Source organism: Streptomyces sp. NPDC015125 (assembly GCF_043080045.1).
Lineage (GTDB): Bacteria > Actinomycetota > Actinomycetes > Streptomycetales > Streptomycetaceae > Streptomyces.
This window is the reverse complement of record NZ_JBIBVF010000014.1, coordinates 36,854-50,903: the sequence shown is the minus strand read 5'-3', so window position 1 is coordinate 50,903 and position 14,050 is coordinate 36,854. Positions and strand designations below refer to the sequence as shown.

The following is a 14,050-nucleotide window of genomic DNA, read 5'->3' as shown; positions in this document are numbered from 1 at the left end:
GCAGGGCGGCACGGAGTCCCCGGAGCCCGCCCCGCGCTGCGGGCTGCGGCGCGGGCCGGCAACGGGTCACGGGGCACGAGTCACGGGGCACGGTCACGGGTCCCCGGCCGTGGTGGCCTCCTGACAGGGTGCCGGCAGTCCCAGGAGGCGGTGGGCGAGAGCAAGCGGTGCGTGGGAATTACGCGGAGGGGCGGGGGCCTTGGTCCGGTGGGCGGGGAGGCGTTCGACGGTCGTGGTGCCGGTGTCGGATTCCAGGGCCGGCGCGTAGCCCGCGGCGCGCAGCGCGTCCAGGGTGGCGGCCGGCGGTCGGCTGCTGACCAGGACGGTCGGGGCGATGACCCGCAGCCCGAGGTCACGCAGTGCACGGTGGGCGGCAAGCTCTTCGACAAGGGCCTCGTCGTCGGAGCGGATGCAGCAGGCGGCGGGCAGGACACGCATCCGGCCGTGGGAGCGGGCGACGTCCTGGACGAGGTAGCCGAGCGGTTGCGGCAGGGTGCCGGTCGCCGAGGCGCGGGCGAGGTCTTCGAGGAGGGTGTCGGCGCGGTGGCCGGCGTCCAGCGCGCGGCGTACGGAGCGGGGTGTGAAGCGCCAGGTCACGGCGTGGCCTTCGGATTCCCGGTCGGCCGCGGCGGCGAGGAGTGTCTGGAGCGCGACGGCGGGGCGGCCGGGCACGACGGCCGTCAGATCGGCCTGGAAGTGGGCCTGTTCGAGGAGCGGCGGGAGCAGATCGCCGAGCGGCTCGTCGAGGGAGCGCGGGTCGGCGAGCAGCGCCCGGCCGAGGGGGGTGAGGGTGCCGTGGGCGACCAGCCCCAGACAGGCGGCCTCGTGGAGGGTGTGGGCGGCGCGTTCCCCGGCCATCGGTTGGCGGGTGACGGCGAGGGGGCGATGCCAGTCCGCGGCCCCGAGGAGGTCCTCCCACGGGGTGCGGGTACCCGTCTCCTGCCGTGAGGGCTCGGTGAACGGCAACGGCGGAAGGGGGGCTCTTGCACCGAGGGGGACTGCGGCCAGGGCGGCGAGGAGCGCGTGCCGGAGGGCGGGGGCGTGCCGGTCGTGGCCACGGACCAGTGCGGTCGGGGTCTCGCCGGACGGGGTGTGGGTGGGGATGTCCCACAGTGCCGACCAGGCGGCCAGGAGCGGGGCGAGGCGTGCGCCGGGCGGGCGGCCGAGCCAGTCGTCGTAGGCGCCGGTGGGCAGTGCGGTGATGCCGGACGGGCTGCGGGTCAGCGCGATCAGGTCGGCTGCGAGCGCGAGGTCGAGGAGGAGGCGGGTGTGCGGTTCGGTGGCGCCTGCCGCCTTGGCCAGCCGTTTGATCTCCCGTACGGCCAGCCCGCCCGACTTGCGCAGCGCGGCGGGCTGCGTCGCCAGGGAGGCCAGCAGACGGTCGGCGGTGGCGGCGAGGGTCGCCGCGGCGGCCCGGGATTCGTCGTGCGGCGAGGTCGGAGGGAGGGTTGCGGAGAGCGTGGCGGGGGCGGCGGTGTCGTCCGGCGCGGGCTGCGGGGCGCGCGCGAGGAACGGGCCGAGGTCGTGGGCGGCCAGGAGTTGCGGGGCGCGCGGCGGCACGACGATCGCGCCGTCCTCGGCCGGCGCGGCGAGTCCGTCGTCGCAGAGGTGGCGCAGTGCGGTTTCGGCGGCGGTGCGCGCAGGGCCGGGTGAGGCGGCCCCGAGGGCGGTGAAGACGTCCTCCGGCGGGACGGGTTCGGTGGCCAGATGTGCGAAGGACAGCCGGTGCGCCATCAGGGACTGGTAGTCGGCGCCCGGGGCCGGGGCGGCGGGGCCGGGGGCGTCACGCCCGGCCCGCTCCTGGCTGATGCGGGCGGTGGCGGCCAGCACCTGGAGCCGGGGGTGGTCGAGGTGCAGCACCAGGTGGTGGAGGGTTTCGTAGGACCACAACGCCTGGGCCAGGCCGCGGAGTTCGGTGGGGGCGGGCCGGCGGGCGAGCGGTTCGGCGTGCCGGGTGAGGAGCGCGGCGAGCTGCTCGGGGGTGCGCCGGGCGAGGGATCGGGTGACAGCATCGAGACCTTCCACGGCGTCGAGGTTAGTCATCGCGCGAGCAGGGTGGTGAGGGCGCCCACGGGGTCGGGGTCCGCGGGGCCGGTGGGCCACCAGTCCTCGGTGCCGGGCTCGGATTCGTACGGATACCAGCGGTGGTCGTGGCCGAAACGGAGCTGGATGCCGCGCTCCGCGTCGGTGAGGTGGTTGTGGCGCGGGCGCAGGGCCGGGAGGTCCGCGGCGAGGAGGGCACTGCGGGCCCGGTCGAAGTCGCCGGCCGGCGGGTTCCAGGCGGCTTCGAGGAGGGAGAGGCCCTCGCGGCCGCCCTGGCGCCAGGCGGCGACCGAGCGGGCCACGTCCGTGGTCGTCCGGCCGGTTGCCGCGGCGAGGTCGCGGTAGAGGGCCCGGGTGGCGGACGTCAGGCCGGCCGTGGGGTGGGCGGTGGCCGCCAGGCGGATGGCGTCCTCCCACACGGGGAGCGCCGGGAAGGGGCTGTGGACGGGCGGCCGCCCGCCGCCGGTGCGCCACCCGTCCCCGGCGCCGGGGTACGCGGATCCGGCGGCGGATACGCAGGCGTGGGCACGCGCCGCGGCGTCGGCTGCCAGGAATTCGAGGGCCGCAGGGTCCAAGGGGAGATGGTCGGCGTCCGGCAGGGCCGGCGGATGGCCGGGCCTGGGTGGGACCGGCAGCGGTGGAGGGAGCGGCGGGCGCGGGCGGTCGGCGAGCGCCGCCCTGGCGAGGACACCGGGGGGAGCCTGCGGCCCGGCCGCTGCCGTGGGCTCCCCGGGGCCCGCGCCGTCACCGCCCGCCGCGGCGCCCGGTGCGCTGACGGAGCGGGGGCTTCCGCCTTCGGGCGCCGGGCGGTGCGGGGGCGGCTGGGTGGTGGCGGGTGAGTGGGTGGCGGGTGGGTGGGCGCGGGCCTCGCGGGCGGTGAGGGCGGTGTTGCGGCGGGCGAGTGCGTCGAGGAGCTCGCGTTCACCGCGGCCGCGCATCAGCAGCAGGACGAACGGGTCGGCGTCCAGGAGGCGGGCGACCTGGAAGCAGAGCGCGGCGGCGTGTTTGCAGGGGCTGCCGTGGTCGGGGCAGGAGCACCGGGGGACGAGGTCGCCCGGCCCCGGGAGGAGGCGCGCCTCGCCCTCGGCCAGGACTCGGGGCAGCTTTTTGGCCAGCAGGGCGGTGAGCTGTCCGGGCTCCCCGGCGACGGCGTCCAGGAGTCCGTCCCACTCCTGGTCGGTGAGGGTTCCGAGGCGGATTTCCGCGCTGTAGGGGCGGGGCCTGCTGCCGCGTACGGTGGCGACGATGCGGCCCGGGGTGACGTTGATGGTGTCGACATGGCCGTCGCGGGCGTAGGTCCGGCCGCGGGCGAGCCGGGCGCTGTCGAGGGCCGTGGTCTCCAGGGCATCCAGCCAGGCGCTGCCCCACCAGGATTCGGCGAACAGTCCGCGGGCTCCGGTCCGGGCCGGCAGGGGCGGGAAGGTGCGCGAGCGGTCCGCGCGGGCCAGCCGGTCCGCGGCGGCGGCGCGCCCGGAGACGGGGCGGGGGGTCATCCGGGCCTCCTGAGAGAGACGAGGTCGGCCAGCTCGGCATCGGACAGCTCGGTGAGCGCACTCTCGCCACCGGAGAGCACGGCGTCGGCGAGTGCCCTTTTGGCGCTGAGGAGTTGGGCGATGTTGTCCTCGACCGTGCCCTCGGCGATCAGCCGGTGGACCTGGACGGGCCGGGTCTGGCCGATGCGGTACGCCCGGTCCGTGGCCTGCTCCTCCACCGCCGGATTCCACCAGCGGTCGTAGTGGATCACGTGTCCCGCGCGGGTCAGATTCAGTCCGGTGCCCGCCGCCTTCAGGGACAGCAGGAAGACCGGGGCGTGGCCCGACTGGAAGCGGTCGACCATCTTCTCCCGTGCGGCGACGGGGGTGCCGCCGTGCAGGAGTTGTACCGGGATGCCCCGGTGGGTCAGATGGCGTTCGAGCAGCCGCGCCATGCCCACGTACTGGGTGAAGATCAAGGTGGCGCCGCCCTCGGCGAGGATGGTGTCCAGGAGTTCGTCGAGGAGTTCGAGCTTCCCGGAGCGGGCGGCGAGACCGGGCGCGGCCTCCTTGAGGTACTGCGCGGGGTGGTTGCAGATCTGCTTGAGAGCGGTGAGCAGCTTCATCACCAGGCCGCGGCGGGCGATGCCCTCGGCGGTCTCGATCCGGGAGAGGGTCTCGCGGACGACGGCCTGGTACAGCGCGGCCTGTTCGCGCCCCAGCGCCACCGGGTGGTCCGTCTCGGTCTTGGGCGGCAGTTCGGGGACGATGCCGGGATCGGACTTCTTACGACGCAGGATGAACGGGCGCACCAGCCTGGCCAGCCGCTCGGCCGCCTGCGCATCCTCGCCACCCTCGACCTCCCGGGCGTGCAGCGCACGGAACGTCTTGAGCGAGCCGAGAAGCCCGGGGGTCGTCCAGTCGAGGAGAGCCCACAACTCGGAGAGGTTGTTCTCCACCGGCGTCCCGGTGAGGGCGATCCGGGCGGGGGCCTTGATGCTGCGCAGGGCTTTGGCCGTCGAGGAGCGCGGATTCTTCACATGCTGGGCCTCGTCGGCGACGATCCAGGCCCACGGGTGTCCGGCCAGTTGGGCGGCGCTGCTGCGCATCGTCCCGTACGTCGTCAGCACAAAGCCGCCCGCCAGGCCGTCGAGGCTGCGGCCGGCGCCGTGGAAGCGGCGTACGGGGGTACCGGGGGCGAAGCGTTCGATCTCGCGCTGCCAGTTGCCGAGCAGGGAGGCCGGGCAGACGACGAGGACCGGTGCGCCGGGCCGGCGGTGCAGCTGGAGCGCGATGACGGTGAGGGTCTTGCCGAGGCCCATGTCATCGGCGAGGCAGCCGCCGAGACCGAGGGAGGTCATGGTGTCGAGCCAGGCCATGCCCCGTAGTTGGTAGTCGCGGAGGGTGGCCCGCAGCCCCGGCGGCTGGGGCAGAGGCCGTGCTTCGGCGGTGAGACGGCCGCGCAGCGCGGCGAGGGCGCCCTCGGGCACCACTTCGACCTCCTCGCCGTCCACCTCCGCGGTGCCGTTGAGCGTCGTGGCGAGGGCCTCGGCCGGGTCCAGGTAGCCCAGTTCGCGTTTCCGGGCCTTGCGGACGAGCCCGGGGTCGACCAGGACCCACTGGTCACGCAGCCGGACGACGGGGCGATGCGCCTCGGCGAGGGCGTCCATCTCCGCCTCGCTCAGCGGCACCCCGTCCATCGCCACCTGCCAGCGGAACTGCAGGAGTTCACGGGTGTCGAAGAAGCCGAAGCCGTCCGCGGCCGACCCCGGCGCCGGGCGCAGCACCGCCGCCGCGGTCAGGCCGCGGGCCAGTTCCCTGGGCCAGTGGACGGTCACTCCGGCGGCGCCCAGGCGTGGCGCGGCTTCCCCCAGCAGCGCGTACAACTCGTCCTCGCTGAGCGCCAGTACGTCGGGAACGGGCTGCTCCAGGAGGCGGGTGAGCGGGGGCCAGATACGGGCGGCGCGACGCAGGGCGAGCAGAGTGTCGACACGGGAGCGCGGCCCGAAATGGCCGGGCTCTTCGCCGTCCCACAGTCCGCGGGCGTCCGTCACCAGGGTGGGGTCGGTGAGACTGTGCACCTGAAGGACGGCGGCCGCCGCACCGCGCTCTTCGGCCCCGCCCGCCCCGCTCTCCTCCTCCCGGTCGAAGAGCTTGTGCGGAGCGAGATCGAGGCGCAGGGAGAGGCGCACCCCGGCGTCGACGCCGGCCGCGACCTCGGCGGCCCACTCCCGGGCGCCGGGAAGGTACTGGGGCGCGCTCGCGGCGAACGGGGCACCGGCAACCAGACCGGCGGCAGGGGTACGCGGCAGCGCATCGGCGACCGCATCCACGTAGAGCCGTACCAGGGCCGCCGGGTCGTGCACCCGGAGCGGGCGGCTGCCGGCGATCGGCACGGCGTGGGCATCGGCGGGCATGGCGGCGGCGATGGCCCGGAGATGCGCGATGTCGTCGGGGTCCAGCGGCCCGGCGCGCCAGGCGTCGCTGTCCTCGGCGGTCAGCCCGGGGAGAAGTCTGCCGCGGGCGGCGAGATGCAGCGCATGCAGGGTGGCCGCGCCCCAGCAGGCGGCGGCCGGGTGGGCGGCCGGGTCGTGCCGGGCACGGACCAGCAGGGGGACGGCCTCGGCCAGGGGAAGCAGTACGGCGGGGACCGTGCGGCTACGGGCGCCGTTTCCATGGCGGCGGGCGACGGTCAGCTGTCCCGGCCCGGCGGTCCCGTCGTTGCCCGGCGCGGCCCCACGGTCTTCCCCGGTGCCGACGTCCGGGAGGGGGCCGCCGTCGGGTCGCCACAGAGCGATCTTCCCGGCGCGCGGCGGCTGGGCGGGCCCGGCGGGCAGGAAGACCGCCGCGCAGCGAGCCGGCGGAACGCCGGTTTTCCCGCTCTCCCCCACGCCCCCTGACCCGGCCGTGGGCGGGTCGTGCAACGGCCGGGGCTCCCCTGCCGCCTCCCACCGCCTGGCCATCCCATTCCTCACTGCTTGGTCGTTCACTCCGTGGCCGTGCACTGCTCGATCGTTCACTGCGTGGTCGTGCACTGCGTGGGTGTTCCACCCCGATCGCGGCGCCCGCAGAACCTGCCGCGACCGGCCCGATCCAGCGCCCCCGACCTGCGAGTCTACGGTCGCACGCACCATGTCTTCCGCTTCCCTCCGCAGCGTTCGCACCTCCCTCGGAGCGCCGGGCACCGAAGCCCCGGACGCACACCATGACCCCACCGGCATCCCGCGACCGCGCGCGCTCCTCGCCGCACGACGCTGAAGCCGAACGAGAGATCGCACTGCCTGCCGCCCCCGCTCCGCCGCGGTCCCGGCCCTTCCGGATCGATGGAAGCAGACAGCACTGACAATGCGTCCCGACCAGGCCTTCCGCGCCCGGGCCGGGGGTTATCCACAGGCCGCAGGAATCCCTCTCGCCCTCAGCCCGAAATCCGCTACGGTGTGCGACATCGTCACTCACAGTAATCAATCGGCGTCGATGAGGAGCACAGCATGCACAGCCCCACGCCCGAACAATCCGCCGCGGCGGAGGCCTTTCCGACCGGCGCGCATCTGGTGATCCAGGCCGGCGCCGGAACCGGCAAGACGACCACCCTCGCGATGCTCGCCCGCACCGCACGGCGGCAGGGCCGATCAGGCCGGTACATCGCCTTCAACAGAGCGGTCGCGCGCCATGCCGCGCGGACGTTCCCCGCCGAAGTTTCCTGCGGAACCGCCCACTCCCTCGCCTACACCGCCGTGGGCAGGCGGTACCAGGCACGTATGAACGCCCCTCGGCGAGCAGGATGGCGCACGGGCGCCGCCCTGGGCATCGACGAGGACATGACCGTGCCCATCGGCGCCCGCAAGGTGACCCACAAGGCGCTCTCCTACACGGTCCTGCGCACCGTCACCCGTTTCTGTCAGTCGGCCGACCAAGAGATCGCGCCCCATCACGTCCCGCCCCTGCGCGGAGCCGAATCCACGCCGCTGCACGCACAACTCGCCGCTCTCGTCCTGCCCTACGCGCGCAAGGCCTGGGCCGACCTGCAACATCCGGACCACGGCGTCGTCCGCTTCGAGCACGACCACTACCTCAAGATGTGGGCGCTGCGCGAACCCGTCATCCCGGGGGATTTCCTGCTCCTGGACGAGGCACAGGACACCAGCCCCGTGGTCGAGCAGGTCTTCACGGCCCAGCGCGACCACGCACAACTGGTGCTGGTCGGAGACTCGGCACAGGCCATCTACGGCTGGCGCGGCGCCCGCGACGTCATGACCGGATTCGACGGCAGACAGCTCAGCCTCTCCCGCTCGTTTCGCTTCGGTCCGGCGCTTGCGGCCGAGGCCAATCGCTGGCTCACCATCGTCGACGCCCCGATCCGGCTCACCGGATCACCCTGCCGGGCGACGGAGTTACGCAGGGTCCCCGCGCCGGAGGCGATCCTGTGCCGGACGAATGTGGGAGCGATGGTGGAGGTCATAGGACAGCTGGAGGCGGACCGCCGGGTCGCCCTCGCCGGCGGCGGCGAGGCCCTCAGCGCTCTCGCCCGCGCCGCATACGACCTCGAGGCCGGCCGCCGAACCGTCCACCCCGAGCTGATGCTCTTCGAGACCTGGGCCGAACTGCGCGAGTACGCGGAGTTCGACCCGGCCGGACGGGACCTGCTCCCCTTGGCGGAACTCGTCGACGAACATGGCACGGAGGCGTTACTCCACGCCCTGGATCAGCTCTCCCCCGAGGACTCCGCCGAAGTGACGGTGTCCACGGTGCACCGGGCCAAGGGCCGGGAGTGGGCAAGCGTGCGCATCGCGGACGATTTCACGGGCCCCGATGACCTCGACGAGCCCGGCGAGGACGGGACCCCGCTGCCCGGCCCGGTCGACATCGATGAGGCGCGCCTGGCCTACGTTGCCGTGACCCGTGCCCGCTCGCTCCTCGACATCGGCGGACTGTCCTGGATCAACAGCCACCCCGCCGGGGACCCGCTCCCCGACCCGTGCCCCAGCGAAGGAAAACCCACCAAGCAGCCGGCGGAAGGAGCGGAAAGAACAGCGCACAGCAGGGAAAGAGGTACCGGGGAAAGGTGACTGACCGGCCGATCGGGAGGATCCTGGAGGTGGGAGATGGGTGCCGATGCGTACGGGAAATGAGCCCCTTCAGGCACGTAGCCCGCTGAAAATCCGTTGCGGACTGGCGCTGTGGGGGTTGCTGTGGGCGATCGCCGGAACCGTGGCCTTCGTCGATGTAGGACGGCCGGAGTGGGCGGCGGCCTGTGCCGCGCTGGCCATGGTGGCGGCCATGGACCTGGCCATGGTGATCCGCCACATCCACCAGGGACCGCACTACCAGCCGGGAAAGAACATACCGCCGTACGCCCCCGACCGAGGGCACAACGACACGTTCGGCATACGGAACGGCCCCGGCAGGAGACGGGACAGCAAACCGTAGGTACCCCGGCGCAGAGCGCCACGATCGCGGACGGCGAAGGCGGAGCCCCGTAGCGAACCGCGGGCACTACGCGGGTGCGGCCTGTCGCATCCGGTGACAGGCGGGGGCGCTCGTACAGCGAAGGCGGGCCCCGCGTGGTGGCCGCGATAGGCACGATCGGCGCAGACGGCGCGACTACTCCGGACCGGCGTCCGGGCGGCCGCGATCACGGTCGCCGTTGCCCGTGCCCGGTGGGAAGCGGGCGGCTTCGATGAACTCCGGGCGCGGGTCCAGAGCTGCTGCCAGCCGGAAGTGGCGCAGCGCCTCCTCGGCGCGGCCGGCACGCTCCAGGGTGCGGCCGAGCGCGAAGTGCGCGAAGGCGTTGTCCGGCTCGCGTTCCAGGACGATCTGGAACTCGAGTTCCGCAGGCCGCAGTTGAGCGGCGAGAAAGAAAGCACGGGCGCGCAGCAGTCGGGCCGCGGTGTTCTCGGGGTGCGCGGTGATGACCGAGTCCAGCAGCCGGATCGCCCCGCGTGGGTCGCGGGCCGCCAACAACTGCTCCGCGGCGCGGAAGTCGATGACATACGTCTCGGGGCTGCTCTCGGGCACGGCTGCTCCTCTCCGTCGCCGTCGGGGCATGCATCAGCCACGGACCGTACGGCGCTACCTGCGGCACAACATTCCCATCGGTCGCGGCATTCCCCGGCCGGCATGACCTCAACCGGCGCTCCCGGCCTCCGTGTGCGAGCACCACCAGCCGGGCCGGCGGAAGAGCGCCGCCGGCCGCTGGCTACCGGTCCGTTTCCTACAGGCTGATGTGGTACGCCTTGCGCAACGTCTCGTGCACGGTCCACTGCGTGCGGTCGCCCTCGCGCAGCACGCAGGCATCGCCGGGGCCCACCTCCAACACCGAGCCGCCTTCGACCTCGATGGTGGCGCGCCCGCTGACGACCACGAACAGCTCATTGGCCTCGGTGTCCGTCACCACACCCGGCGTGATCTGCCAGATTCCGCGGATCTGCTGCCCGTCGGGCGACTCCCACAGCACCTTGCCCGTCACCACCGGCTCGCCGGCGACAATCTGCGAGGGGTCCAGCGGTTCAGGTTCCAGATCGGCATCCGCGATGCCGGGGATGTTGACCACGAACGATGCGGGCGCCGGGTCACCGGCAACGAGCGGTGCGGCGGACTCGGCAACCGGGCCGGGGCCGGAGCCCGGCTCCGTGGTGGGGGCGGGCTCGGTCGCGGAGTTCGTGGCGTCAAGGTCGGAAGCAGCAGTCATGGCGGCGAGGGTACCCTCCGGCCTCAGGCGCTCCGCAGCCGCTCCCATACGGCGCGGACCTGGGGTTCCAGCGCATCCAGCGGTCCGTCGTTGTCGATGACGAGATCCGCGACGGCCAGCCGCTGTTCACGGGTGGCCTGGGCCCCCATCCGTGACGTGGCCTCGTCCTCCGCCATACCGCGCAGCCGCACCAGGCGGTCCAGCCGGGTCTGCGGCGCGGCGTCGACCACGACCACCAGGTCGTACAGCGGTGCCAGGCCGTTCTCCGTCAGCAACGGGACATCGTGCACCACCACCGCGTCCGGCCCGGCCGATGCTTCGAGTTCGGCCGACCGTGCCCCCACCAGCGGGTGCACGATCGCATTGAGCGCCTCCAGCTTCCCCGGGTCGGAGAACACGATCCGGCCCAGCTTCGGCCGGTCCAACGTGCCGTCCGGTGCGAGTACGTCGCTTCCGAACTCCTCGACCACTGCGGCCAGTCCGGGTGTACCCGGCTCGACGACCTCGCGTGCGATCTTGTCCGCGTCCACCACCACCGCCCCGTACGACACCAGCAATCGCGAAACCTCACTCTTGCCCGCGCCGATTCCGCCGGTCAGCCCCACCTTCACCATGAGCCCACGCTATACGCTGCGCCCGGACGACAGGAGCGCAGGACGCCGCTCCGGCTTGTTCGCCCTCCCCCTCGCCCAAGCCCGGCCTCACTGGGGCTCCGGCAGGCTCCTGCTCTCTCCGGCCCTCTCCGGCTCGCTCAAGCCCCGCCCGCGCCGCCGTCGCCCTCGCGTTCGGCCAGGAAGCGCTCGAACTCCCTGCCGATCTCGTCGGCCGACGGCAGTTCCACCGGCTCGGCCACCAAGTTCCCCCGGCTCTCCGCCCCGGCCACCGCGTCGTACTGATGCTCCAGCCCGCTGACCAGCGCGACCAGTTCCTCATCGCCCTCCGAGATCTGCCGCTCGATCTCCTCCTGCGTCCGCAGTGCCTCCGTACGCAGCGAATGCGCGGCGCCCGGCAACACCAGCCCGGTCGCGGCCGTCACGGCTTCCAGCGCCGTCAGCGCGGCGTCCGGATAGGCGGACCGTGCGATGTAGTGCGGTACGTGCGCCGCCACGCCCAGCACGTCGTGTCCCGCCTCCGCCAGCCGGAACTCGATCAATGCCTCCGCGCTGCCGGGCACCTGTGCCTCATCGAAGAAGCCGCCGTGCCCGGGCATCAGGTCCGTGCGGTTACCGTGCGGGGTGATGCCTACGGGGCGGGTGTGCGGCACGCCCATGGGGATGCCGTGGAAGTTCACCGAGAGGCGTACGCCGAGGCGCTCCACGATCTCCTTCACGGCGGCCGCGAAGCGCTCCCACTCGACGTCCGGTTCGGGTCCGGACAACAGCAGGAACGGCGCGTCGGTGGTGTCCCGTACGAGCCGCAGCTCAATGCTCGGGGTCTCGTAGGCGGTCCAGCGGTTGCGCTCGAAGGTGAGCAGCGGACGGCGGGCGCGGTAGTCGACGAGGCGGTCGTGGTCGAAGCGGGCGACGACCTGGTTCGGCAGGCCATCCAGCAGCCGTTCAACGATCTGGTCGCCGGTCTCGCCGGCGTCGATGTACCCGTCGAAGTGGTACAGCAGCACCAGTCCGGCGGAGTCCCTGGAGGCAATCGCCTCGACCTCCGCGAGCCCGCTCGGCTCCCATTCGTACATACCCTGGGGATCCAACACAGTGACTGCTCCTCCTCGTTCTCGTCAGCGGCAACGCACGATCCCGCGCGGGCATTCCCGATTCCCGCCGACGCGGAAGACCCCCTGCCTCACTTCTGCCCCGGCGCCGGCCCGGCCGACGGTCCGATCCGGCCCCGCTCCCGCTCCGGCCCCCATCCCGGCCCCCGCGCCCCCGGCTCGGCCCCCTGGTCCCGAGGCGGCCATCCCCCGTCCCACAGCGATCCCCGCCTGCACCTCACACGCCTTCAGAAACCTGAACCCGCCTGGAGGAACCTGAACCCGCCTCGTGCCAACAGGCCCGCGCGAAGTACCCGCCCCGCACGCCCCGCACGCCTACACGCCCGCTCTGAGCGGCGCCACCGACTCCGGCCGCTTCCGCCCGCCGGAGCATTCCCCGGACACGACGAAGGCCCGCTCCCTCCCAGGGAACGGGCCTTCGTCTATCGGCTAGTGCCTATCGGCAAGAGCTCAGCTCTGGCCGCCGGCCAGCTTCTCGCGGAGCGCGGCGAGGGCCTCGTCCGACGCCAGGGCGCCGGAGTTGTCCGCCGACTCCGAGGAGTACGAGCCGCCACCGGTGTTGCCACCGCCGGTGCTGCCGCCCGCCGCAGCCGCCGGCGCCGCAGCACCCTCGGCCGCAGCCTGCTCGTCGGCCTCGCGGGACTTGATGACCTGAGCCTGGTGCTGCTCGAAGCGCTGCTGCGCCTCGGCGTACTGGTTCTCCCAGGCCTCGCGCTGGGTCTCGTAGCCCTCGAGCCAGTCGTTGGTCTCGGGGTCGAAGCCCTCGGGGTAGATGTAGTTGCCCTGGTCGTCGTAGGACGCGGCCATGCCGTACAGGGTCGGGTCGAACTCGACCGCCGACGGGTCGGCACCGAAGGACTCGTTGGCCTGCTTCAGCGAGAGGCTGATGCGACGGCGCTCGAGGTCGATGTCGATGACCTTGACGAAGATCTCGTCGTTGACCTGGACAACCTGCTCCGGGATCTCGACGTGGCGCTCGGCCAGCTCGGAGATGTGGACCAGGCCCTCGATGCCCTCGTCGACGCGCACGAACGCACCGAAGGGAACGAGCTTGGTGACCTTACCCGGGACGACCTGACCGATCTGGTGGGTCCGGGCGAACTGCTGCCACGGGTCTTCCTGGGTCGCCTTGAGCGACAGGGACACGCGCTCGCGGTCCATGTCGACGTCCAGGACCTCGACCGTGACCTCCTGGCCGACCTCGACGACCTCGGACGGGTGGTCGATGTGCTTCCAGGACAGCTCGGAGACGTGGACGAGACCGTCGACGCCGCCCAGGTCCACGAAGGCACCGAAGTTGACGATGGAGGAGACGACGCCGGAGCGCACCTGACCCTTCTGGAGGGTGGTGAGGAAGGTCTGGCGGACCTCGCTCTGGGTCTGCTCCAGCCAGGCACGGCGGGACAGGACCACGTTGTTGCGGTTCTTGTCCAGCTCGATGATCTTGGCCTCGAGCTCCTTGCCCACGTAGGGCTGGAGGTCGCGGACGCGGCGCATCTCGACCAGGGAGGCCGGGAGGAAGCCACGGAGGCCGATGTCGAGGATGAGACCACCCTTGACGACCTCGATGACGGTACCGGTGACGATCCCGTCCTCTTCCTTGATCTTCTCGATGGTGCCCCAGGCGCGCTCGTACTGGGCACGCTTCTTCGAGAGGATCAGGCGGCCTTCCTTGTCCTCCTTCTGGAGGACCAGGGCCTCGATCTCGTCGCCGACGGCAACGACCTCGTTGGGGTCGACGTCGTGCTTGATCGAGAGCTCGCGGCTCGGGATCACACCTTCGGTCTTGTAACCGATGTCGAGCAGGACCTCGTCCCGGTCGACCTTCACGATGACGCCGTCGACGATGTCGCCGTCGTTGAAGTACTTGATCGTCTCGTCGATCGCGGCGAGGAAGGCTTCCTCGTTACCGATGTCGTTGACCGCAACCTGCGGGGTGGTGGCGGTGGTCTCGGTGCTGCTCGTCATGTGGGTAAAGGCTCCGGTGCGGACATTGAAGTCGTAGGTACTGCTACGCCGAGAACCCGTATCGCCTCTGCATAAGCCGGACAGTGTCAAAGACGTAATCGCCGGAAGCCCGCGGATGCCTGAACATCCGGAGCGACCCGAGATCGCCTCAAAACC

Annotated in this window: 10 protein-coding genes; 2 read left to right on the top strand and 8 right to left on the bottom strand. The window is 72.4% G+C overall.

Going from position 1 to position 14,050, the window contains the following annotated elements:
- Positions 1-93 precede the first annotated feature (93 nt).
- From ACF088_RS26035 to ACF088_RS26025, 3 genes are read right to left on the bottom strand one after another with little or no spacing between them, the layout of a single operon-like run.
- Complete coding sequence (locus ACF088_RS26035; protein ID WP_392378226.1) at positions 94-2,043, bottom strand: helicase-associated domain-containing protein; 1,950 nt, start codon at positions 2,041-2,043, stop codon at positions 94-96.
- Complete coding sequence (locus tag ACF088_RS26030) at positions 2,040-3,536, bottom strand: SWIM zinc finger family protein (RefSeq protein ID WP_392378225.1); 1,497 nt, start codon at positions 3,534-3,536, stop codon at positions 2,040-2,042. Before ACF088_RS26030 ends, ACF088_RS26035 begins: the two co-directional genes overlap by 4 nt.
- Positions 3,533-6,478 carry a DEAD/DEAH box helicase gene (locus ACF088_RS26025; RefSeq protein ID WP_392378224.1) on the bottom strand — a complete coding sequence of 982 codons (2,946 nt, stop codon included), beginning with the start codon at positions 6,476-6,478 and terminating at the stop codon, positions 3,533-3,535. Before ACF088_RS26025 ends, ACF088_RS26030 begins: the two co-directional genes overlap by 4 nt.
- A 525-nt stretch (positions 6,479-7,003) precedes the next feature.
- Between ACF088_RS26025 and ACF088_RS26020 the strand changes: the two genes are divergently transcribed.
- Complete coding sequence (locus ACF088_RS26020; protein WP_392378223.1) at positions 7,004-8,581, top strand: UvrD-helicase domain-containing protein; 1,578 nt, start codon at positions 7,004-7,006, stop codon at positions 8,579-8,581.
- Between the two features lie 46 nt (positions 8,582-8,627).
- Positions 8,628-8,942 (top strand): DUF6343 family protein, encoded by a 315-nt coding sequence (locus tag ACF088_RS26015; RefSeq protein WP_392378222.1) that lies wholly within the window; start codon positions 8,628-8,630, stop codon positions 8,940-8,942.
- Between the two features lie 174 nt (positions 8,943-9,116).
- On the opposite strand, the gene ACF088_RS26010 is transcribed toward ACF088_RS26015, so the two are convergent.
- The 5 genes from ACF088_RS26010 to rpsA all read right to left on the bottom strand — a co-directional run bounded on the left by ACF088_RS26010 (position 9,117) and on the right by rpsA (position 13,894).
- A complete protein-coding gene (locus tag ACF088_RS26010; protein WP_392378221.1) occupies positions 9,117-9,530 on the bottom strand; it encodes a tetratricopeptide repeat protein in 414 nt (137 codons plus the stop codon).
- A gap of 196 nt (positions 9,531-9,726) precedes the next feature.
- The gene (locus tag ACF088_RS26005) at positions 9,727-10,047 is read right to left on the bottom strand and encodes a cupin domain-containing protein (protein WP_392378365.1); all 321 of its coding nucleotides are present in this window, start codon (positions 10,045-10,047) and stop codon (positions 9,727-9,729) included.
- 179 nt (positions 10,048-10,226) lie between these two features.
- A complete protein-coding gene (gene coaE / locus ACF088_RS26000; protein WP_392378220.1) occupies positions 10,227-10,817 on the bottom strand; it encodes a dephospho-CoA kinase in 591 nt (196 codons plus the stop codon).
- A gap of 137 nt (positions 10,818-10,954) precedes the next feature.
- A complete protein-coding gene (locus tag ACF088_RS25995) occupies positions 10,955-11,908 on the bottom strand; it encodes a PAC2 family protein (protein ID WP_328387665.1) in 954 nt (317 codons plus the stop codon).
- Between the two features lie 468 nt (positions 11,909-12,376).
- Complete coding sequence (gene rpsA / locus ACF088_RS25990) at positions 12,377-13,894, bottom strand: 30S ribosomal protein S1 (protein ID WP_392378219.1); 1,518 nt, start codon at positions 13,892-13,894, stop codon at positions 12,377-12,379.
- Between the last annotated feature and the right edge of the window lie 156 nt (positions 13,895-14,050).

What these genes read in the sequence shown, in the direction of transcription:
- ACF088_RS26020 (WP_392378223.1), top strand. Translation starts at nt 7,004, where the DNA reads ATGCACAGCCCCACGCCCGAACAATCCGCCGCGGCGGAGGCCTTTCCG.
- ACF088_RS26030 (WP_392378225.1), bottom strand. Translation starts at nt 3,536, where the DNA reads ATGACCCCCCGCCCCGTCTCCGGGCGCGCCGCCGCCGCGGACCGGCTG.
- rpsA (WP_392378219.1), bottom strand. Translation starts at nt 13,894, where the DNA reads ATGACGAGCAGCACCGAGACCACCGCCACCACCCCGCAGGTTGCGGTC.
- ACF088_RS26035 (WP_392378226.1), bottom strand. Translation starts at nt 2,043, where the DNA reads ATGACTAACCTCGACGCCGTGGAAGGTCTCGATGCTGTCACCCGATCC.
- ACF088_RS26015 (WP_392378222.1), top strand. Translation starts at nt 8,628, where the DNA reads ATGCGTACGGGAAATGAGCCCCTTCAGGCACGTAGCCCGCTGAAAATC.
- coaE (WP_392378220.1), bottom strand. Translation starts at nt 10,817, where the DNA reads ATGGTGAAGGTGGGGCTGACCGGCGGAATCGGCGCGGGCAAGAGTGAG.
- ACF088_RS26025 (WP_392378224.1), bottom strand. Translation starts at nt 6,478, where the DNA reads ATGGCCAGGCGGTGGGAGGCGGCAGGGGAGCCCCGGCCGTTGCACGAC.